The sequence below is a fragment of the Planococcus sp. 11815 genome (assembly GCF_051096385.1).
GTDB classification, from domain to species: domain Bacteria; phylum Bacillota; class Bacilli; order Bacillales_A; family Planococcaceae; genus Planococcus; species Planococcus citreus.
The window spans coordinates 1,741,319-1,760,926 of record NZ_CP096991.1 but is presented as its reverse complement, the minus strand read 5'-3'; the positions used below and the strand labels follow the sequence as shown (position 1 = coordinate 1,760,926).

Annotated in this window: 22 protein-coding genes; 14 read left to right on the top strand and 8 right to left on the bottom strand. The window is 49.6% G+C overall.

What is annotated here, in order from left to right:
- Window positions 1-105 precede the first annotated feature (105 nt).
- Both M1Q06_RS08975 and M1Q06_RS08970 read left to right on the top strand, forming a co-directional pair.
- Window positions 106-795 carry an SGNH/GDSL hydrolase family protein gene (locus M1Q06_RS08975; protein WP_434399394.1) on the top strand — a complete coding sequence of 230 codons (690 nt, stop codon included), beginning with the start codon at window positions 106-108 and terminating at the stop codon, window positions 793-795.
- A 210-nt stretch (window positions 796-1,005) separates the two neighbouring features.
- Window positions 1,006-2,100 carry an acyltransferase family protein gene (locus M1Q06_RS08970; protein WP_434399392.1) on the top strand — a complete coding sequence of 365 codons (1,095 nt, stop codon included), beginning with the start codon at window positions 1,006-1,008 and terminating at the stop codon, window positions 2,098-2,100.
- A gap of 36 nt (window positions 2,101-2,136) precedes the next feature.
- Here M1Q06_RS08970 and M1Q06_RS08965 read toward each other — a convergent pair whose 3' ends face one another.
- The 4 genes from M1Q06_RS08965 to M1Q06_RS08950 all read right to left on the bottom strand — a co-directional run bounded on the left by M1Q06_RS08965 (window position 2,137) and on the right by M1Q06_RS08950 (window position 4,917).
- Window positions 2,137-2,556 (bottom strand): DUF2892 domain-containing protein, encoded by a 420-nt coding sequence (locus tag M1Q06_RS08965; protein ID WP_434399391.1) that lies wholly within the window; start codon window positions 2,554-2,556, stop codon window positions 2,137-2,139.
- 96 nt (window positions 2,557-2,652) lie between these two features.
- On the bottom strand, window positions 2,653-3,225 hold the full coding sequence (locus M1Q06_RS08960) for a peroxiredoxin family protein (RefSeq protein ID WP_434399390.1): 573 nt from the start codon (window positions 3,223-3,225) through the stop codon (window positions 2,653-2,655).
- Complete coding sequence (locus tag M1Q06_RS08955) at window positions 3,222-3,842, bottom strand: hypothetical protein (protein WP_101190362.1); 621 nt, start codon at window positions 3,840-3,842, stop codon at window positions 3,222-3,224. Before M1Q06_RS08955 ends, M1Q06_RS08960 begins: the two co-directional genes overlap by 4 nt.
- A gap of 220 nt (window positions 3,843-4,062) precedes the next feature.
- Window positions 4,063-4,917, bottom strand: a complete 855-nt coding sequence (locus M1Q06_RS08950) for an NAD(P)H-hydrate dehydratase (protein WP_434399389.1) — start codon at window positions 4,915-4,917, stop codon at window positions 4,063-4,065.
- Window positions 4,918-5,304: 387 nt separating this feature from the next.
- Between M1Q06_RS08950 and M1Q06_RS08945 the strand changes: the two genes are divergently transcribed.
- The 3 genes from M1Q06_RS08945 to M1Q06_RS08935 all read left to right on the top strand — a co-directional run bounded on the left by M1Q06_RS08945 (window position 5,305) and on the right by M1Q06_RS08935 (window position 8,314).
- Window positions 5,305-6,444 (top strand): M14 family zinc carboxypeptidase, encoded by a 1,140-nt coding sequence (locus M1Q06_RS08945; RefSeq protein WP_434402856.1) that lies wholly within the window; start codon window positions 5,305-5,307, stop codon window positions 6,442-6,444.
- A 99-nt stretch (window positions 6,445-6,543) separates the two neighbouring features.
- The gene (locus M1Q06_RS08940) at window positions 6,544-7,479 is read left to right on the top strand and encodes an MBL fold metallo-hydrolase (RefSeq protein WP_434399388.1); all 936 of its coding nucleotides are present in this window, start codon (window positions 6,544-6,546) and stop codon (window positions 7,477-7,479) included.
- A gap of 112 nt (window positions 7,480-7,591) precedes the next feature.
- The gene (locus M1Q06_RS08935; RefSeq protein WP_121299649.1) at window positions 7,592-8,314 is read left to right on the top strand and encodes a 3-ketoacyl-ACP reductase; all 723 of its coding nucleotides are present in this window, start codon (window positions 7,592-7,594) and stop codon (window positions 8,312-8,314) included.
- Between the two features lie 46 nt (window positions 8,315-8,360).
- On the opposite strand, the gene ptsP is transcribed toward M1Q06_RS08935, so the two are convergent.
- Together ptsP and M1Q06_RS08925 are read right to left on the bottom strand one after the other, a co-directional pair.
- Window positions 8,361-10,073 carry a phosphoenolpyruvate--protein phosphotransferase gene (ptsP, locus tag M1Q06_RS08930; protein WP_434399386.1) on the bottom strand — a complete coding sequence of 571 codons (1,713 nt, stop codon included), beginning with the start codon at window positions 10,071-10,073 and terminating at the stop codon, window positions 8,361-8,363.
- Window positions 10,070-10,339 (bottom strand): phosphocarrier protein HPr, encoded by a 270-nt coding sequence (locus M1Q06_RS08925; protein WP_101805477.1) that lies wholly within the window; start codon window positions 10,337-10,339, stop codon window positions 10,070-10,072. The genes ptsP and M1Q06_RS08925 overlap by 4 nt, the downstream gene beginning before the upstream one ends.
- 147 nt (window positions 10,340-10,486) lie before the next feature.
- Here M1Q06_RS08925 and M1Q06_RS08920 point away from each other — a divergent pair, with 147 nt between their 5' ends.
- Genes M1Q06_RS08920 through M1Q06_RS08910 form a run of 3 tightly spaced genes read left to right on the top strand, consistent with a single transcriptional unit; the run spans window position 10,487 to window position 14,093 of the window.
- Complete coding sequence (locus M1Q06_RS08920; protein ID WP_434399384.1) at window positions 10,487-11,239, top strand: DeoR/GlpR family DNA-binding transcription regulator; 753 nt, start codon at window positions 10,487-10,489, stop codon at window positions 11,237-11,239.
- Window positions 11,236-12,168 carry a 1-phosphofructokinase gene (gene pfkB, locus M1Q06_RS08915; protein WP_434399382.1) on the top strand — a complete coding sequence of 311 codons (933 nt, stop codon included), beginning with the start codon at window positions 11,236-11,238 and terminating at the stop codon, window positions 12,166-12,168. Before M1Q06_RS08920 ends, pfkB begins: the two co-directional genes overlap by 4 nt.
- The gene (locus tag M1Q06_RS08910) at window positions 12,165-14,093 is read left to right on the top strand and encodes a PTS fructose transporter subunit IIABC (RefSeq protein WP_434399380.1); all 1,929 of its coding nucleotides are present in this window, start codon (window positions 12,165-12,167) and stop codon (window positions 14,091-14,093) included. Before pfkB ends, M1Q06_RS08910 begins: the two co-directional genes overlap by 4 nt.
- Window positions 14,094-14,183: 90 nt before the next feature.
- Here the strand turns inward: M1Q06_RS08910 and M1Q06_RS08905 are convergent, their stop codons facing one another.
- On the bottom strand, window positions 14,184-14,459 hold the full coding sequence (locus M1Q06_RS08905; RefSeq protein ID WP_121299657.1) for an HPr family phosphocarrier protein: 276 nt from the start codon (window positions 14,457-14,459) through the stop codon (window positions 14,184-14,186).
- A gap of 232 nt (window positions 14,460-14,691) precedes the next feature.
- Here M1Q06_RS08905 and M1Q06_RS08900 point away from each other — a divergent pair, with 232 nt between their 5' ends.
- The 4 genes from M1Q06_RS08900 (at window position 14,692) to M1Q06_RS08885 (ending at window position 16,467) form a co-directional block, all read left to right on the top strand.
- Window positions 14,692-15,057 carry a nuclear transport factor 2 family protein gene (locus tag M1Q06_RS08900; protein ID WP_434399377.1) on the top strand — a complete coding sequence of 122 codons (366 nt, stop codon included), beginning with the start codon at window positions 14,692-14,694 and terminating at the stop codon, window positions 15,055-15,057.
- Window positions 15,058-15,254: 197 nt separating this feature from the next.
- The gene (locus tag M1Q06_RS08895; protein ID WP_434399375.1) at window positions 15,255-15,458 is read left to right on the top strand and encodes a hypothetical protein; all 204 of its coding nucleotides are present in this window, start codon (window positions 15,255-15,257) and stop codon (window positions 15,456-15,458) included.
- 48 nt (window positions 15,459-15,506) lie between these two features.
- Window positions 15,507-16,094, top strand: a complete 588-nt coding sequence (locus M1Q06_RS08890; RefSeq protein WP_434399373.1) for a histidine phosphatase family protein — start codon at window positions 15,507-15,509, stop codon at window positions 16,092-16,094.
- A gap of 28 nt (window positions 16,095-16,122) precedes the next feature.
- Window positions 16,123-16,467, top strand: coding sequence for a hypothetical protein (locus tag M1Q06_RS08885; protein WP_434399371.1), 345 nt, complete (start codon window positions 16,123-16,125; stop codon window positions 16,465-16,467).
- Window positions 16,468-16,534: 67 nt separating this feature from the next.
- Here M1Q06_RS08885 and M1Q06_RS08880 read toward each other — a convergent pair whose 3' ends face one another.
- Window positions 16,535-16,747, bottom strand: coding sequence for a hypothetical protein (locus M1Q06_RS08880; protein WP_434399369.1), 213 nt, complete (start codon window positions 16,745-16,747; stop codon window positions 16,535-16,537).
- 106 nt (window positions 16,748-16,853) lie between these two features.
- On the opposite strand from M1Q06_RS08880, the gene M1Q06_RS08875 reads away from it, so the two are divergent.
- Together M1Q06_RS08875 and M1Q06_RS08870 are read left to right on the top strand one after the other, a co-directional pair.
- A complete protein-coding gene (locus M1Q06_RS08875) occupies window positions 16,854-17,309 on the top strand; it encodes an SRPBCC family protein (protein ID WP_121299667.1) in 456 nt (151 codons plus the stop codon).
- Window positions 17,310-17,551: 242 nt separating this feature from the next.
- A complete protein-coding gene (locus M1Q06_RS08870) occupies window positions 17,552-19,564 on the top strand; it encodes an ABC1 kinase family protein (RefSeq protein WP_434399366.1) in 2,013 nt (670 codons plus the stop codon).
- Window positions 19,565-19,608: the final 44 nt, after the last annotated feature.

Genomic DNA, 19,608 nt, shown 5'->3' with positions numbered 1-19,608 from the left:
ACCCTTCCACCCCTATAGGTTATGCATATAAGCGTGAAAAGGGAAAAGAAACAAGCAGATATGCTAAAATGAAGAGATACGAAAGCGAGGGGGGCGTGCAGAAGATTGGGCAAGAATTTCCGGTCGAGTGCCCTTTATCAAAAGGCACTCAGACGTAAACAACGCAATGCGGCAAGGCCGCGACACATAGATAAGATCGTCATTCTTGGCGATTCCGTAGCGTATGGCTACGGGACAAAGGGCGGAATTGCGAGACATTTGGAAGACAGCTTTCCGGCTAGCGAGGTGCTGAACTTCGGCATCAATGGATTGACGAGTGATGGCCTCGTCGAACGGCTGCGGGCCGATCATTGGCAGTCGGAATTGGCTCAAGCCGATCTCGTGCTGCTGAATATCGGCGGCAACGATTTGCTGCGTCAATACAAGGATGGAGGCGCAAGTGAATTGATTCGCCAGTTTACTGCATTGAAAAAGAAATACCGCCGCAATTTGTTGGAGATTTACGGACATATTCAAGCTGGCAACGATCGAGTATTGATTGTCCAAAATAGCTTATATAATTCGATGAAAAAAGAAGTGCAGTATTTCGGTTTCACCAACCTGCTGTTCCGCATGTGGAATTCGGCAATCGGCACGAAAGGCGTCATCGTCACGAACACGCGGAAAATGGGGAAAGTGCCGTCCATTTGGCTGGATTCGATCCATCCGAATGAAGAAGGCTATGCGATCATGCATCAATTGCTGCTGGAAACCTTGCAGACAACCGGCATAGCGGTTGTAAAAGACCGTCGATAACGACCAGACCCGGGCCATTAATGGTTTCCGGGTTTTTTGTTGCTTGAAATATGCCAGCGCTAGATGCTCTAGCAGACAGTGGGAGAAAATGCTTGTGGTTTTAAAGGAACGTGGTATATTATGTCTATAAATTTTAAATTCCGATGAGTCTCATGATTTATATCAGGTCTTTTGTCGAGTGTTTGAATTTGCAATAGAGGGGTGGGGCGCATGAGAAGAAAGCTGGTGCTGATCCAATTGTCCAGGGCATTGGTGCCGATATTGGTCATGCTTCACCATTTATCGACGACCATGATGGATTACTACGGGTTTAACATTTGGAACCTGGCGTATTTGCCGCTGACCGGTGGCGTCTATTATTTCTTTTCCTTGTCGGGGTTCATGGCTTATTATATTTACCGACGAAAATTCGGAAAAAGAGGCCAATTATCGGATTTTCTGATCAATCGCTTCATTCGAATCTATCCACTGTACTGGGTTGTGACCTTGGTGTTTCTACTCCTGGCATTTCTCTTCCCATGGTTTGCAACGGGGGCGGAGCGGGACATGGCTGTCATTTTGACTTCGATTTTCCTAGTCCCGAATCCTGGATGGCAAGACCCGTTCTTGATCGTGGCCTGGTCATTAGAATATACCGTTTATTTTTATCTGATGTTTTCCGTGTTGTTTTTAAGCCCGCGCCTGCTCGGGAAGATACTGTTCGCCGCCTGGGGCATCCTTTCACTTGTAGGTGTCATCGGCATTGTCTATATCGATCATTTTCTGTTCGATTTTCTGTTTGCTTCCTATAATTTAATGTTCATAGCGGGTGTATTTTGTGCTTGGCTCATTCTCCACGCCAACATACCGGTCATCACCGGGTATCTGTTCATCGCCTGTGGGTTGGTTGGTTTTCCTGTGACATGGATGAATGCGATAAATCCGTTTATGGAAGTCAGTTTTGAAATGAGCTCCAGCATTTCAATCATGTTGTTGTTGATTGGGCTTGGCGTGGTCGATTTGAAAAAGGATATCCATATTCCGAACGCGTTTCATCAACTTGGCAATGCCGCATTTGCGATTTATCTCGTCCATAATGTAGTGCTCGATGTATTCTCTGAATGGATGGATCAAGCCGGTTTGCATGAAGTATTGGGCAATGTCGGCATGAGCTTGGTGCTCGTGGCTTTGATGATGTTTTTCGGGATTTTGGCGCATTTCAAGCTCGAACTGCCGCTGCACCGAATCTTTAAAGGCTGGCTGCAGCGAAACAAAACACCTGTTGTGGCGCCAAGTGATACAGACGCTGCGGCGAAAAATACTTAAAAATCCCCTAAGCGCTAAGGCTTAGGGGATTTTATCTTATTCAGGTTTATTCAATAAATTTTGCAAAGCCTTCTTTTCACGGTTGATTTCATCGACGGTGCGGACGCCCAATTTGCGGAAAATGACGATCGCCGGTGTCCAGCCTTGCAGCGCGTGCTGAATGATGGCTGCACTTGACGCTCCCGCTAGAAGCGCCCATTTTCTGTTGCCCTTTACTGCCAAAAGAGTTGAAAGGGCTGCAACGGACGCCATATTTACTTTCATTAGGCGTTCAATGTCCCATTCGTTGTCCAACTCGTTAATGCGCGCCCGGATTTCACTTTCGCCTTGGCGCTTGTAGTAATTGACCGAAGCTTCCGTTTCCCGTTCGATTTGCTGATTGATGTGGTCAGGTGTGTGGTCGTTCACTTTAGATTGTGTCGATGGCAATTGTTCTTTAGCTAAATCAAGTTCCATGAAAAAATCCTCCATTTCATTGCAAGTCCTGCTACTTGTATTCCGCAAATGGCTTTTCTTTAAACCCTTAAGTTCATGCAAGCCTTGTAGAGAAACTCAGTCGATGCTATCTGTCTGGTCTTTCATGATTTGTTCATCCATCGGGCCGACAATTTTTTGGGCGATTTCGCCTTTCGTGTTGAGGATGTACGTTGTCGGCACAGTACGGATTTGATACGTTTGGGCGGTGCTTCCGGTTTCGTCCATTGGAATGGAGAATGTCAAACCGAATTCATCGATAAACGAGCGAATCGCTTCATCTCCGTTATCTTGTGCGGTCAGGTTAACTGCCAGGATAACGACATCGCCGCCTGCGTTGTTTTCGTGAAATTCCTGCATATGCGGCATTTCAGCTCGGCATGGGGGACACCAGGTCGCCCAGAAGTTCAAGATGACTTTTTTACCGCGGTAATCGGATAGTTTGACCGTTTCGCCATTTTGGTCAGTCAATGTGAAATCGGGAGCTACCTGCCCTTGTGAGAGGCCTTCGGCAAGTGACTCGTCTTGTGCGCTTGCGGAAGTGGCGGATTCGCTCGTGTCGATTGGCTGAGCATCTTCTTCAAAGAAATTGATGGCTATGATGGCGATCGCTGCAAGCAGCAATATGCCGATGATGGCTTTTTTTATCATATGCTCGGTCCTTTCTGTTCAAAACGTATGTACATGGCGATCGTGAATGCGGCAACAACAATGAGCGTCGCATTTTGCCAAGTCACTAGCGGGCCGAATGCGCTTAGGATGAGCAGTTCCACTGTGAAAAATGCGGCAAGCAATAAGCTGTTCGGAACGTCTGGCCGTTTTCCCAGCACGCGGATGGCCACGATAGCTGCTGCGAAAAGAGCGGTTTGAAGGGCTGCTTGCACAAACTCGGCGTCAAAATATTGCAGGATGGACTGATACGCCAGAAAAAACAATAACCAGGCAGTGGCAGCCTGTTCCGCCACAGCAGCCTGTTTTCTTTGTGCCAGGGCCAAATAGCCGATAAGCAATGCTATGGCGAGCAAATGGCCGTACAACCCGCCGTTGAAATAAAGAATCGATAAAGGCATGTCAAGAAAATGCTGTAAATTGAAAACGATGTAGCTGAGCTTCCACGTCAAGATGTAAAGCGCCAAAGCGTTCCAGTACCATTCGCCAGGTTTATGCCCAATCGCGGCGCGCATCAGCAAGCTTACTGCAGCGGCTGCCAACAGCACAGAAACCCATACCGCAGGCACCGTCAAGTGAAGTATCCGAACATAGTTCACTAACTTTGTCCCGCCCGGTGTCTATTCATTATAAAGATACCTCCGTCCGTATTGAAAATCTTATGCCTGGCGATTTCCATTATAGCGGAAAGTATGAGCTTTTCATCTCTTTTGATTGTCAAAATAGTGAGCAGTTTTATCCAATAAATGAACAATAGCCTGGCTGTGAACTAATTCACAGCCAGGCTATTGCGCGTGTGACGATTTTCCGAACAACGGATCACTCGAATTGTTTCCATACTTCCGGCAGCAACTCTGCGATATCGCGTGCCAACATTGTATGGGGGGAGCGGGTTTTGATGAATTCATCCGCACACGCTCCGTGCAAGTAAACAGCATTCAAAACGGCGTGGCGCCAGTTTTCATGGCAGCACAGCATACCAAGCATCATGCCGGTCAGCATATCACCCGTGCCACCTTTTGCCAGCGCGGCATTTCCTGTCGGGTTGTGGTACAGTTCGCCGTCTGGAAACGCAATAGTTGTTCGGGAGCCTTTCAAGACGATCGTCAAATTGTGTTCCGCGGCAAATGCAGAAGCACATGAATCGGGAGACTCGCTAAGCTGCTCCATTGAATAACCAGAGATCCGGCTGAATTCACCGGTGTGCGGCGTCAAGATAAGAGGGGCGCTTCTTTTGGCATAGCTTCGTTCGCTCAATGCGCCGGCATCGAGAATGAGTGGGGCAGAAGACTTCAGCAAACTGTCAATAGCCGCTTCGGTCAATGCATCCGGCAAGGTGCCAGGCCCACAGGCGATGGCTTTATAGGAAGTGAGTGAATGGGTGCCGTTGGCGATATGGATCAGCGCATCCGGCACATACGTCGCTTCGGCGGCCGCGTGAGCGATGCTGCGGATGGTTTCGCGGTAAGTCCCGATTGCCAATTTCCCGACGCCGCTTGTTAACGCGCCGAGCCCGGAAATCAAGGCGGCTCCGGGCATGTCGGGGCCTCCAGCTACTAATAACGCCGTTCCGAATACGCCTTTATGGCTGTCTTGGGCGCGTTTTGGCAATGTGCTGCGCACCATTTCCTGCGACCAGATGATGCTGTCTTGCGGGATTTGTGGATCGTTCATATGATAACCTCCAGTTTCTTCCTTGATGGTATAACTGTAGCCGATCTAAGGCAATAGGCAAACCCAAAAGCGCTAAATAGACAAGTTGACAGAGGGAGGGTTTTAGTCCTGATAAATGACTGCAGCCGTTAACTGGACGCTGAGGGTATTTCGTCCCACGAAACAATGGAAATCAGCAAGCTCAAAATTTGCGCTCCGGCAATGGTAATGGGCGAAGGATGATTAGCGCTGTGGATTATATATCCAAAGAACTGAAATTTCTGACAACTATAGGCAAGCTTAACAAGCTTTGCTATACTCAGCCTATTAAATGAAAAGGAGTGGGGATAGTTGAAAAAACACATATTCAAGACAATGACCATGGCGGGGCTTTGTGCGATGCTTGCGATGCCGGTGCAAGCATCAGAGCCTGCACAACCGACTGAACACCATCACGACAACGCCATTTCCGGATTTATCGATTATGATGAGCTGAAAAAAGAACTTCAGCGCATCGAAGCAAATAGCAAAGGCTCTGTTTCCGTGGATGTCGCCGGCCAATCCTTCGAAGGCCGTGATATTTATACGGCGACTGTCGGCACGGGCGATAAAGTGCTGCTAATCCAAAGTGAGATTCACGGAAACGAAAAAACAGGCACTGTGGCCATTTTGAATATGTTGAAATCGCTATCCGGCAACTCGAAAGCGGCGAAAGCCTTGCGCGACGAAGTGACGATCGTCTTCATGCCGATGATGAATCCGGATGCCTCAGAAGGCGATAAGCGCCGCAATAGCATGACATGGAGCGATGTCGTGGCGGATTATCCCGAACTCGCCGCTGCAACGCCATCATGGAATTATTTGGACCGCGGCGTCAGCCAAAGCTATGATTACGGCGCCAATCCAGGCTTTGATGTGAACCGCGACTTTAATCCGGACCTGGACTATGTGCCACAAGCGGAAGATTTCCCTGGCGCATCGAACGAACCGGGCTGGTTTATCACGAAAGAAGCCCAAGTGTCACGCGACGTCTATAAATCATTGCAAGCGGAATATGGCACCGTCGACGTCTTTATCGACCTGCATCACCAAGGGATGTATTATGTCGATGGCACGCCAGATCCAGTTACATTGTCGTTGTCTGCCCAATTCGTTCCGGACCCATCCAGTGCTGAAGGGGCGAAATACAGCGACTATGCAGACCAGTACGATTATGATTTTTCACGCCAGTTGAATGTGGCGGCGTATGAGGAGCTGCAGTCCTACGGCAATTCGAAATTCACCAATATCTCGCTTTATTCACAAGGGCTCGATTTGCCGGGCACAGCGCTTGGCAGTTATGCACTGAACGGCAGCGGCACCGTGTTGTTTGAAGTACGCGGCCAAACCCAGTCGCTTGGGCAGAAAGAAAAAGGCCAATTGGTCAAATCGGTGGAGCGCGGATTGACGGCGATTGTCGAAGGGGTAGCCGACGACAGCGTCTATTCATTGGACCCGGAAGAGTATGAAGACATTCCATTGACTTCCTATAGCCCATCCAGCAATTGATGAGGAACGCCGCCAAATTCTGGCGGCGTTTTTATGTGCCGAGTTGTAGAGCAAGCTCGGGCTTTGGTAGACTGAAGACAAACAGAAAGGGGTGCCAGTATGGCCATCAGCAAGTTGAACGACCGCATTCAGTTGATCGACGGTTTCGATCTCGGCCTCGAACACCGAACAGGCAGCTACGTCATCATGGAACAGCAGCTGACCATTATTGAAACAGGTCCGAGCCCGTCGGTGGAGCATGTGAAACAAGGATTGAAAGAACTCGGCATTTCACTCGATGAGGTCCGCTACATCATCGTGACCCATATCCACCTCGACCACGCCGGTGGAGCGGGCTTATTATTGCAGGACTGCCCGAACGCGACGCTCATCGTGCACCCGAAAGGCGCCAGGCACCTGGCAGACCCGAGCCGACTCATCGCCGGCGCACGCGCAGTATACGGCGACAAATTCGATGATCTGTTCAATCCGATCGTTCCGGTGCCCGAACACCGCATCGCTATCAAAACGGAAGGCGACCGGCTGCAAATCGGTCCGGACTGTTCGCTTGAGTTCTGGGATACGCCGGGCCATGCCAAGCATCATTTCGGCATCTTAGACCCGGTATCGAATGGGTTTTTCGTAGGGGATACGGCCGGCATCCGTTATGCACAGCTGATTGAAGACGGCATCGACTTTTACTTGCCGTCCACCTCACCGAACCAATTCGACCCGGAGGCGATGAAGGCATCCATCGAACGAATGGAAAGTCAGCAACTCGATGTGCTTTATTTCGGGCATTTCGGCGCTGCGCATAACCCTGATGCAGCACTAGAGCAGGTGCTGGAATGGCTAGAGCTGTTTGTTGAAGAAGGAGCGGTGGCCTATCAGAACAAAGAATCCGCAGATCAATTGGCAAAACGTCTGCTGGCACCGGTTATGGCGCAGCTGGCGGAAAAAGGCGCCAAACAGCCGCACCGCGTGATGCCTTATATCGAGATGGACTTACAGGTCAGCGCACAGGGCCTATTGGATTATTTCCATAGACAAGGCTAAGGCGGCTGGAGAAAAAATGTCGCCCTCAGGCAAACAGCCGGTTTACCGCCGCCCGTTTAGGGGCAAAGACTAGGGCAGAGAAAATTCATTTACCTGAAGGGCGGAAAATAAAGTGGCACAAGTGTTAACGGAAAAGACAGCAATCATTACAGGAGCAGGGCGCGGCATCGGCCGGGCAACCGCCCTAGCACTGGCCAATGAAGGCGTGGCCGTCGGGCTGATCGCCAGAACCGAAAAAGAAATCGAACAATTGGCGCAGGAGATCCGTTCGTTGCGTGGCCGCGCAGCATTTGCGGTTGCGGATGTGTCGGATCCAAAGCAAGTTGAAGCGGCCGTCCAGAAATTGACCGACGAACTCGGCACGATCGATATCCTCATCAACAACGCAGGAATCGGGAAATACGGCAAGTTTATGGAACTCGAGACCGAGGATTGGCAAAATATGCTCAATATCAATTTGATGGGCATGGTCCATATGACCAAAGCGGTGCTTCCGCAGATGGTGGAAAAACAGGGAGGCGATATCGTCAACATCTCCTCTTCTTCGGGACTCAAAGGCACGAAAGGCTCGAGCGCCTATAGCGCATCGAAATTCGCGGTGCTCGGCATGAGCGAGGCTTTGATGCAGGAAGTGCGCCCTGACAATATCCGTGTCTTCGCTTTGGCACCGAGCCGCGTCGTGACGGGCATGACTGATTCCGGCAATGAAACGGAACAGGAAAAAGAGAAGTTCATGCAGCCGGAAGACATCGCGGAATACATCGTTTCGCAATTGAAATTGAACCCGCGCATCTTTATCCCTTTATCGAAACAATGGGCGACCAACCCATTTTGATCACACGAAAAACCCCTGAATGCCTTTTCGGCGTTCAGGGGTTTTTTTAGCTGATTCCTTTGACGTACGCTTCCACTTCTTGAGATGACGAGAGCGCAAGTATGCGGTCGGTATGCGAAGCCATTTCTTGTTTTGACAAACGGCTGATCTGTGCACGCGCCTTCAGGACCGAAGAAGCGCTCATGGAGAATTCATCTAAGCCGAGCCCGAGAAGGATCGGGATGGCGATGTCATCGCCGGCCATCTCGCCGCACATGCCTGCCCATTTGCCTTCTTTATGAGCGGCATCGATAACCATTTTGACTAAGCGCAAAATCGCGGGGTTGAACGGCTGGTACAGATACGACACGCGTTCGTTCATGCGGTCTGCGGCCATCGTATACTGGATCAAGTCGTTCGTGCCGATGGAGAAGAAATCCACTTCTTTGGCGAAGACATCCGCCATGACGGCGGTAGAAGGAATCTCCACCATGATGCCGACTTCGATCGAGTCGCTCACTGCGATGCCCGCCTCCAGTAATTTGGCCTTTTCTTCTGCAAGCATTGCTTTTCCTTGGCGGAATTCTTCTACCGTTGCAATCATCGGGAACATGATCTTCAAATTGCCATGTACGCTTGCGCGCAATAGGGCACGCAGTTGCGTTCTGAAGAGTTCTGGCATCTCCAGGCACAAACGGATCGCGCGCAGGCCGAGGAATGGGTTCAGTTCTTTCGGCAAGTCCAGATACGTGAGTTCCTTATCGCCGCCGATGTCGAGCGTCCGGACAACAGTCGGCTTGCCGTTCATGCCTTTTAAGACTTTAGAATAGGCGTCAAACTGTTCGTCTTCTGTCGGAAAGGCGTCTCTGCCCATATAGAGAAACTCGGTGCGGTAAAGGCCGATGCCTTCTGCGCCATGTTCGAGCACGCCGGCAAGGTCTTTCGGCGTGCCGATATTGGCGGCAAGTTCCACATGCTGCCCGTCGGCACTTAGCGTCGGCTCATCTTTGAGCTTGGCCCATTCAGCTTTTTGGGCGTCATAGGCTGACTTTTCCTGCTCGAACTGCTGGATAGTCGCTGAATCGGGGTCGATGATGATTTTACCTTCCAAGCCATCAATAATTACCGTTTGGCCATTGAGGATCGTGGCCATGGCGTTTTGTGCGCCGACCACTGCCGGGATTTCCAAGGTGCGTGCAAGGATGGCCGAATGCGAAGTGCGCCCGCCGATGTCGGTAATGAAGCCTTTGACGAACTGGGCATTCAATTGGACGGTATCGGAAGGTGTCAAATCTTCTGCGATGACGATGACTTCCTCATCGATCATGCTCGGGTCTTGGATCTTCACGCCGAGCAGATGGGACAGCAGGCGTTTGCGGACGTCGCGGATGTCGGCTGCGCGTTCTTTCATATAGTCATTGTCCATCGCTTCGAACATCGTGATGAACATATCACTTGTTTCCTGCAACGCAAATTCCGCATTGACGCTATCAGTTACAATGCGCTCTTTGATCGGCCCAATCAGTTCAGGGTCGCTCAAGACGAGCAAATGAGCGCCGAAAATCGCGGCTTCCTTGTCGCTGATCTGCTGTGCGGTCTTTTCCTGGATGACTTCAAGTTCGGCGGCCGATTGAGCAACGGCCGCATCAAAGCGCGCGATTTCTTCTGCAGGATTGCCCACTTGCAGCTGTTCGACGGTCAATTCCGGATTTTCCAGTCGGAACGCTTTGGCGATGGCGATCCCGGTGGAGGCTGCGATACCGGAGAGAGGGCTTGTCATTGGTTGGAGATCCCTTCCGCTTTCAGCACTTCGTCGATTTTAGCCATCGCTTCTTCTTCGTCCGTTCCGTCCGCAGCAATCGTCACGGTTGACCCGGAAGCAATGCCGAGCGACATGACGCCGAGAATCGATTTTAAGTTGACTTGCTTGCCGTTGAAGCCGAGCGTGATGTCCGATTGGAATTTCGAGATCGAACCGACCAGTGCGGATGCCGGGCGAGCGTGGATGCCTGCTTCGTCTGTAATTGTATATTGTTTTTCTACCATGATGAGTTCCTCCTATAATATGCGTGTATTTGAGCGGGATTCATTCATTTTTTGAATGAATTTGACTGCTTATGAATGATTATGATTGATTTTGAAAACGATTTCAAGTATTATCTATTTAATCAGAAAAGAAAAGAAGGTGAAGGAATGCTGACGACGGAGCGGCATCAATTGATTTTAAACCTTTTAAAAGAAAAGCAGAGCATCAAAATCCAGGAGTTGGTTGAATTGACCGCGGCTTCCGAATCCACCATTCGCCGGGACTTGACGGAACTTGAGGAATTGCAGAAGCTGGAACGCGTTTTTGGCGGCGCCAGCCGAATCGCCCCGAATGTGCCGGAACCGAGTCTGTCGGATAAAGCGGCAAAGAACCTCAAGGAAAAACAGCTGGTTGCGCGCTATGCGGCCTCGCTCGTCAAGACAGGCGATTCGCTGTTCCTGGATGCAGGCACGACGACGGCGCAAATGATCCCTTTTTTAACAGATAAAGATGTAACCGTTGTCACCAATGGCTTGAGCCACCTGGAAGCCTTGATCGAGCATGGGATCACTTCCTATTTGACGGGCGGATTCATCAAGTCGCGCACGGGTGCTTTAGTTGGTCCGCAGGCCACCCAATCGCTGGAGAATTACCGTTTCGATAAAAGCTTTCTCGGCGTCAACGGGATCCACCCGGACCATGGCTTCACGACACCGGACCCCGAAGAAGCGGCCGTCAAACGAAGGGCCGGGGAATTATCCAGAAGCTGTTACGTGCTTGCGGACCAATCAAAATACGGCAAAGTCAGTTTTGCGCATATCTTCGACTTAAGCCGGTCTGCACTCATCATCGACGGCTTGACGGATGAGGCATTGGAAGAAATCGAACGACAAACGACTATTAAGGTGGTGACACAATGATCTACACATGCACATTCGCACCATCCATTGATTACACAGCGTATTTAACGCATTTTGAAAGCGGCGCCTTGAACCGTTCGGATGAAGTGTATTATTACCCCGGCGGCAAAGGCATCAATGTTTCGCGCGTACTCAGCCGTTTGGGCCTAAAAAGCCGGGCGCTCGGATACGCTGGTGGTTTTACAGGGCGCTTTATTGAAGAGTTCCTGGACGCAGAAGGCATCGAGACCGATTTTATCGACACCGGTGCTATTACGCGGATCAATGTCAAAATCAAGACCGACCAAGAAACTGAATTGAATGGGCCTGGCCCGGTGCTAAAGGAAGCGCAGCTGGAACAACTGAAAGAAAAAATTGCCGTTATGGCACAAGGCGATTGGTTCGTCTTGGCGGGCAGTTTGCCGTCATCGGTGCCGACCCAATTCTTCAAGGACCTGGCAGACAGTTGCCAGGAGCGGGGCATTCATTTCGTGCTCGATACGTCCGGCCCTGCGCTGAAGGAATTACTGGACACGAAGCCTTTCCTCATTAAACCGAATGAGCATGAACTGGGAGAGATGTTCGGAGTCGAAATCACTACCCAAGCACAAGCTTTCCATTATGCCAGCCGGCTGGTGGAAAGAGGCGTCCAGCATGTCGTCGTCTCCATGGGCGGGGCGGGAGCCATCTATGCTTCCCGTGAATATCGCTATACAGCCCAAGTGCCAAAAGGCAAAGTCGTCAACACCGTCGGCTCGGGAGATTCCTTGGTATCTGGATTCATCGCTTCCTATATTCAGCATCAAGACCCTGAGAGAGCGTTCCAATACGGCGTCGCCAGCGGAAGCGCCACTGCTTTTCGGACCGATTTATGCGAGCAGGCAGATGTGGAACAATTGCTCCCAGAAGTGACCGTAACCCCATTCGAAGAAAAGGATGTGACAAAATGAGAATTACACAATTATTGACGGAAAACACCATCATTCTGGATCTGAAAGCCGGTTCCAAACGGGAAGTATTGGACGAACTGGCTGGGCAACTGGACCGGGCCGGGAAATTGAACGACAAAAAGCAATTCACGAAAGATATCCTGGCGCGCGAAGAACAAAGCACGACGGGGATCGGTGATACAATTGCCATTCCCCACGCAAAATCCGAAGCGGTCAAAACACCTGCCATTGCGTTCGGCCGTTCTTTTGACGGCATTGACTTCGAATCGCTGGACGGACAGCCTGCACAGCTGTTTTTCATGATCGCGGCAACAGCCGGGGCAAATGATGATCACCTGGAAGCTTTATCACGCCTGGCGACTTTCCTGATGGATGAGAAATTCCGCGTCAATATCTTGGAAGCCGAGTCGAAACAGCAAGTGCTCGATATCGTCTCTGCGAAAGAAGCGGAAGTGGATGGGCCGGAACAAGCAGATGACAGTGCAACGGTTGCCGGCACAGCAGAACCCGCTGCAGGCGGCAAGATCCTGGCTGTTACGGCTTGCCCGACAGGCATCGCACATACCTATATGGCGGCTGAGAAGCTTAACGGGCGTGCGAAAGAGCGCGGCATCAACTTGAAAGTGGAAACGAACGGATCGAGCGGCGTGAAAAACCGCTTGACCGATGCAGAAATCGCTGAAGCGGATGCCATCATCGTCGCAGCCGATACGAAAGTCGAAATGGCGAGATTCGATGGCAAGCACGTCATCCAGACGCAAGTCGGCAAAGCAATCTATGAAACGGACCAATTATTGGACCGCGCACTTGCACAAGATGCGCCTGTTTATAAGCATGACCGCACAAAAGACGCAGATGCCGGCACAGAACCGAAATCCGGATTCTATAAGCATTTGATGAACGGCGTTTCGAACATGCTGCCATTCGTTGTCGGCGGCGGGATCTTGATTGCCCTATCGTTCTTCTTTGGCATCAACGCGGCAGATCCGGATAGCCCGCAATACAATGAATTTGCTGCGATGCTGTCAACCATCGGCGGCGGCACGGCGTTCTTCTTAATGGTTCCTGTCCTTGCCGGATTCATCGCGATGAGCATCGCTGACCGTCCAGGTTTTGCTCCAGGGATGATCGGCGGCTTGCTTGCAATCACGGTCACAGGCGTTGAAGAAGCTAGCGGCGGTTCCGGTTTCCTCGGCGGTTTGATCGCTGGTTTCCTTGCCGGTTACGTAACGCTGCTCGTGAAGAAAGTGTTCTCGGGCATTCCGCAAAGCTTGGAAGGATTGAAACCGGTGTTGTTCTATCCGGTATTCAGCATTCTGATCACTGGGGTCATCATGATGCTCATCAACCCTCCTTTGACTCAAATATATACTGGAATCTCCGCTTTCCTTGAAAGCCTTGGCGGCACCAACCTGGTTCTCGTCGGACTTCTCCTTGGCGGCATGATGGCAGTCGATATGGGCGGACCGGTCAACAAAGCCGCTTATACATTCGGCATCGCCATGCTTGATGCACAGAACTTCAATTTCATGGCGACGGTCATGGCAGCGGGCATGGTCCCACCGCTTGGACTGGCCATTGCAACGACGATGTTCAAGAAGAAATTCACCAAGCCAGAACGTGAAGCGGGCAAGACGGCATATGTTCTTGGCGCGAGCTTCATCACTGAAGGCGTCATCCCGTTTGCTGCAGCCGATCCGGCCCGGGTCATCCCGTCGGCCATCGCAGGGGCGGCTACAACCGGAGCACTGGTCATGCTGTTTGATATCGGGCTTCGTGCACCACACGGCGGCGTCTTCGTCATCGGCTTAGTGGATGGGGGAATGGCAAGCATCTTGATGTATTTGATCGCTATCCTCGCTGGTTCGTTTGTAACAGCGATCCTCGTCGGCTTGTTGAAGAAAAATATTACGGCAGCTGCATAAATGAAAAAATGCCATCCGGTCTATCACCGGATGGCATTTTTTGATGGAGAGGAAACAGCAAGCGATAGTTCTCTTTAAAGCCAAAAGTGTTCATTGATCGGCATCGATCATGCCTTTTTCAAACAACAGGGCGGATGTGCCGGCAATTGCTTCTTGTTCATCCGGTCCATCCGCATGGATCGTGATGTCGGAGCGGGTCGGAATCCCAAGCCCCATGACGCCGAGTATGGATTTCAAGTTGACAGTCCGGTTTTTGAATTCGAGCGATAGTTCTGATTGGAAGCGGTTCGCTTCACTGACAAGTGCTGCAGCGGGACGCGCATGCAAGCCTTCTTCTGCGGTAATGAAAAATTGTTTTTTGGCCATATGAATGTATCCTCTCAGTGCTTAGTGTAACAATGCATTTTTCCATTATAACCATTTAAGGGAGACAAGCAATGAAAAAACCAAGCTTGAAGAACAGAAACAGGGGAAATCGGAAACAATAGACTAGGCAGGATGCAGCAAAGAGAGTAAACTGTAAATAAGTTGAATATTCGGATAAATAGGTGCGAGTTTGAAGAAAAAGAGCCTGACTTTCGTAAGGGGAGGGAAAAAAATGAAGACGAGCAGCACCACCGACTTTTTAAGGGATTTCAATGATGCTTTTTTCAACGGCAAGAAAGAATTCATTGAACAGCATGTTTCGGACGATGTGGAATGGATCATGGTCGGAACGATGCCCTTAAAGGGAAGGCAGGCATTAGTGGATGCGGCTTTTGGGATGCAGGATTATACACAGATGGCGTTCGAGGTCGACACCGTCATTGCGGCAGGGCAGGAAGGTGCGGTAAAAGGCGTTATGACTGCCAAAGGTGGCAATGATCGGGAACGCAAATACTGCTATTGCGATTTTTATGAATGGCAAGGAGACGGTGAGCCGCAAATAACAAAAATGACATCGTTTGTGGTTGAAACGAAATAGAGCCGAAAAGGGCTCTATTTTTTTAATTTCTTTTAGTTTAATTAACATGTATTAAGCTACATAAGGAAATTCAATAATAAAAAAAACAAGCCTACAAGATAAGAGAGAAGTACATGCAAGTGGGTGCTGACAATTCTTGCGTTCTCAGGAAAACTTCGGCAAGATGGAATAATAGCAACAAGAAAGGGTGCGAGACAGTGGATTATCTGAAATCACGCAAAAATGCATATGCCGTTTTACTGAGCGGGCTTGTCTTGGGCATCGTCATTGCATTTTTGATCAACGATGACCCGGATACATCGACATTGGTCGCGGCAGGCGCAATCGGTGTGGTAATCGGGGAAGCGATCATGTTCTGGCGCTGGAGCAAACAACGCAAAACAAAACAACGCGAAGATTGATGGCTAGCAGTAATGAATCAATTAGCAACGGAAGGGAAGTAGAGTACGATGACGATTATCTGCCTGATTCGGCACGGAGAAACAGAATGGAATAAAATCGGCCGCATCCAAGGGACGACGGATGTGCCGCTGAACGAGACAGGAAAGCAGCAAGCACGCGCGTGTGGATCTCACCTGACGGGAGAAGCGTGGGACGTCATCGTGACGAGCCCGCTCAAGCGCGCGAAGCAGACCGCGGCGATCATCAATGAAACGATGCGTTTGCCGGTATTTGAAATGGAAGAGTTCCAGGAAAAGCATTTTGGCAAAGCAGAAGGCATGACAGCAGAGGAGCGTTACGGCTTGTATCCCGACAAAAATTACCCTGGCCAGGAACAGCCACAAGAATTCCACGGCAGGCTGTCGAGCGGGCTTTCTCAGCTCAATGAACGCTTCGGGAACCAACGTGTGCTCGTCGTGGCACACGGAGGCGTCATCAATGCCATCCTTGAACAATTGGCGCACGGGGAATACGACGGTGAAGCCCGTTTGCAAAATGGGGGCATGAACCACTTGGCGTATGCCAGCGAGCGCTGGGAGATCCAAAAATATAACTTCATTGACCATCTTGAAGTGTTGGATGCGAAGGCAAAGTGATTGCAAAAAGCTAAAAGGAGCTTGACGCATGGAACAAATTGAACTGAAAAGCTTGCATCAGGAAATTGAAAAACTAAAGTTTCACAACCGGACTTTATTGGCGTTGCTTGGGGATGCATTGGAAGATAAAATGCGTGAGCCGACTATCCATGAAGCCATTGTGGTGCATGATTTATCAAAAGCTGAACTCCAGGAATTCACTCAATTGATCCGCGGCTATAGCGGCGACATAAAGGCTTTTGAACAGCAGGCAGCAGGCTTGGGCCATAAATTCACGAACTTGACTGTCAAAGGCTTGCTGCAAGGCTTCGCTGGGTCGGGCGTGCTATCCGGTAAATGTGAAGAAATTCTTCAGTCATATGAAAAGAATTGAATGGAAAAACACCGCCCATTTCAGGCGGTGTTTTACAGGGTATCGATGAATTGCTGATGGCACCAAATCATTTGCGTTTTTTGGCAGGTTCGGACGGAGGCGCTTCCTTGGCATCGAATATGCCGCGACGGTAAACAAACACAGCCAGCGCCGCCATAAATAAGGCGGAATTGAACCAGAACACAAGATCATTTAAATTGCCGCCGAACAATAAGGTGTTGAGGACGGTCAATAGATGCATCACCAGTATAAAAATAAACAGAATCGTTGAGGTTCTCATCAAATCACTCCATAATCGTTTTGCTGTTTCCATTGTAACGGAATCAAAGGGCAGCAGTAAGTGTTTACGGGAATTGTAGAAAAGAGTTCATGAAAGGATGAGAAAAATGGTCAAATGGAAAGAGCAAATGATTATCAATGCACCGATCGAAAGGGTTTGGGGATTGTTCCAGGACGAGCAAATCCAGCGCATTATGCCAAAAGTGGAATCGCATGACCTGCTCGAAGGGGAGAATAATGCCACAGGCGCTAAACACGCGCAAGTGTATACAGAGGGCAAACAGCAGCAGCGCTATATTGTTGAAACTTTATCCTATGTGGATGAACCCGACAGAAAATACCGGGAGACGGCTTTTGAGATGGGGCACATGTTCAAAGTGCGCTATGCGTTCAGTTTGGAAAAAGAGTCATCACAAAGCACGCGTTTTATTTATGAAGGGCAAAACAAAGGGATGAGCGTCACAGGGAAGATGATGCTTTTGGCAGGCAGCAAAAAGGCGGCACGGAATACCGTGTTGAATTTTATGAACAGGGTCAAGGAACGAGCCGAACGTGAAAGCTAAAAAAGCCTGGTTTGAAGAGGAAATGGACGAATAAAAAATATAAATGTAATTAACTACATAAGGTTTAACGTAAAAAAGAAAAAAACCGCCAACAATCAAAATCCATTCATTGAGGATAAAAAGCAGGAAGGGCTTGACGATACCTCGAAACTACTTATATAGACGGACAATAGTTTTGTTCCAACAAAAGACGAACCGATAATTCATTGCAGGTTTAGTGGCGCAGGGAAAGGAGTCCGCGAATGGTCATATATGTACGGATGATTGCAGAAATGCTGGTCATCGCCATTTTCATCTATTTCGTCAGCGGCCGTTTGATGGGGTCGAAAGTGAATTTCACAAAACGGATATTATCTGTTGTGTTAGGGATTGTCTTGACAACATTTGTGTATTGGTATTCCTATTTACGTTATACCGAATTCATGGATGATGCATTCGCGACGATGTTGACAGATACCAGCACCGTCATTTGGATCGGCAGCATGTTGATGATTTCGATGCTGTTTTACTTGATCCTCGAATTATTCGACCCGATCGAACTTGGCGACCGCGGTGAACGCATCACGAACCGCAAATTTATCTGGAAAAGGCTGCGCAGCCGTTGGAGACGCCAGAAACGCTTAAGCAAAGTACTGGAGATTGCAGTCAAGAACGGCATTTCCAGCACCTTGAAGTATGCGCGGCATCGCGAAAACAACCGGGAGCTTGCGGTCGCTTTCCGCAGGACGCTTGAAGAAGCCGGGGGCGTGTTCATCAAATTCGGCCAAGTATTGTCGACGCGGACGGATTTGTTCGCACCGGTCTTCATCGAGGAACTGAGCCAGCTGCAACAAAATGTTAAAGCCTTGCCGAAAGAACAAGTGACCGAAATCCTGAGAAAATCCATGACACAGCCCATTGAAGAAGTGTTTTCCAAACTCGAGAAAGAACCACTCGCCTCAGCATCGATCGGCCAGATTCACCGGGGCGTGCTGCGCAAGACCAATGAAGAAGTCATCATCAAGATGCAGCGCCCGGAAGTGAGCGCCATCATGCGGGATGATTTGGACATTTTAGTGGAATTTGCCGAGTGGGTGTCCAGCAAATCCACATGGGCGCAGAACATCGGATTCCGTGAACTGGCGGTCGGCTTCGCCAATGGTTTGCGCGAGGAAATTGACTTTGAAATCGAAATGCGCAATATGATCCAAGTGAGCAATGCCCTAGAAGACAGCAAAAATCAAGTCAAGATCCCGAAAGTCTATAGGGAATACAGCAACTCAACGATTATCGTCATGCAGTATTTCCGAGGCAAAAGCATTTCCAAAGGAGATGCGGTGTTTCGTCACTTTGCTGTCGAGCCGAAAAAATTCGGGCGCACGGTGCTATTTTCATTTCTGGAACAAATGCTGTTTTCGGGCATATTCCACGCCGATCCGCACCCTGGCAACATCTTTATTGATGAAACGGACGGCCAACCGATTTTGCTTGATTTCGGTTCGGTCGGTCGCTTGACAGCGCCTCAGCAAGAAGCGCTCAATCATTTCATCATCGGCATCCAGCAAAACGATGCAAGCATCGTCCATGATGCCGTCAGAAAGCTGGTGGAAAATGGCGAGAAGCTCGACGGGGCGAAATTTGAACAAGCCATCGGGGAAATTTTATTAAAGATTTCCTATGTCGACCGCATACCGACCGCAGAATTGATCCATTCCTTATTTGATGTCACCCGTGAATTCGGCTTGGCGTTTTATCCGTCCGTTGGAATCGCGCTCAGGTCGTTGATCAGCCTAGACAGCACTTTGCACACCATTGACCCGAAATTCGACATGTTCACGGAAGCGAAAAGCTTTGCGAAAGAATACAAGACATCTGTGTTGAAAAAACCATTCAAACAGCCGCTCGCAACAAAAGAACGGATCGAAGAGGAATTAGTGTTGATTTTGCCGGAAGTCGCCAAATTGCCGAAACGCATCGATCAATTGATCCGGCGCGTAGAAGGCGGCAAGATCATTTTGCACCACGACGTGTTTTCCGATAAGCACAACTCGGGGTTCGTCATGCAGTTATTCTCCAGGTTTGTCTTGTTGATGTCGGGGATTACATTCGGGTTTATCTCGGCTGCCTTATTGGCCATCGCCCAATTCATCGATACGGTGTACGCGATTTATTTGAATACCGCCGCATATGGAGGGCTGTTCTTATGCGTCATTTTGCTCGTTAGGTTGTCGATTCAAGCCATTCGGGACATGAAACGCAGCAATCAGTACAAATAACTGTTGAATCGTATTTGTCTAATGAAAATAAAGCGAAAAACCCC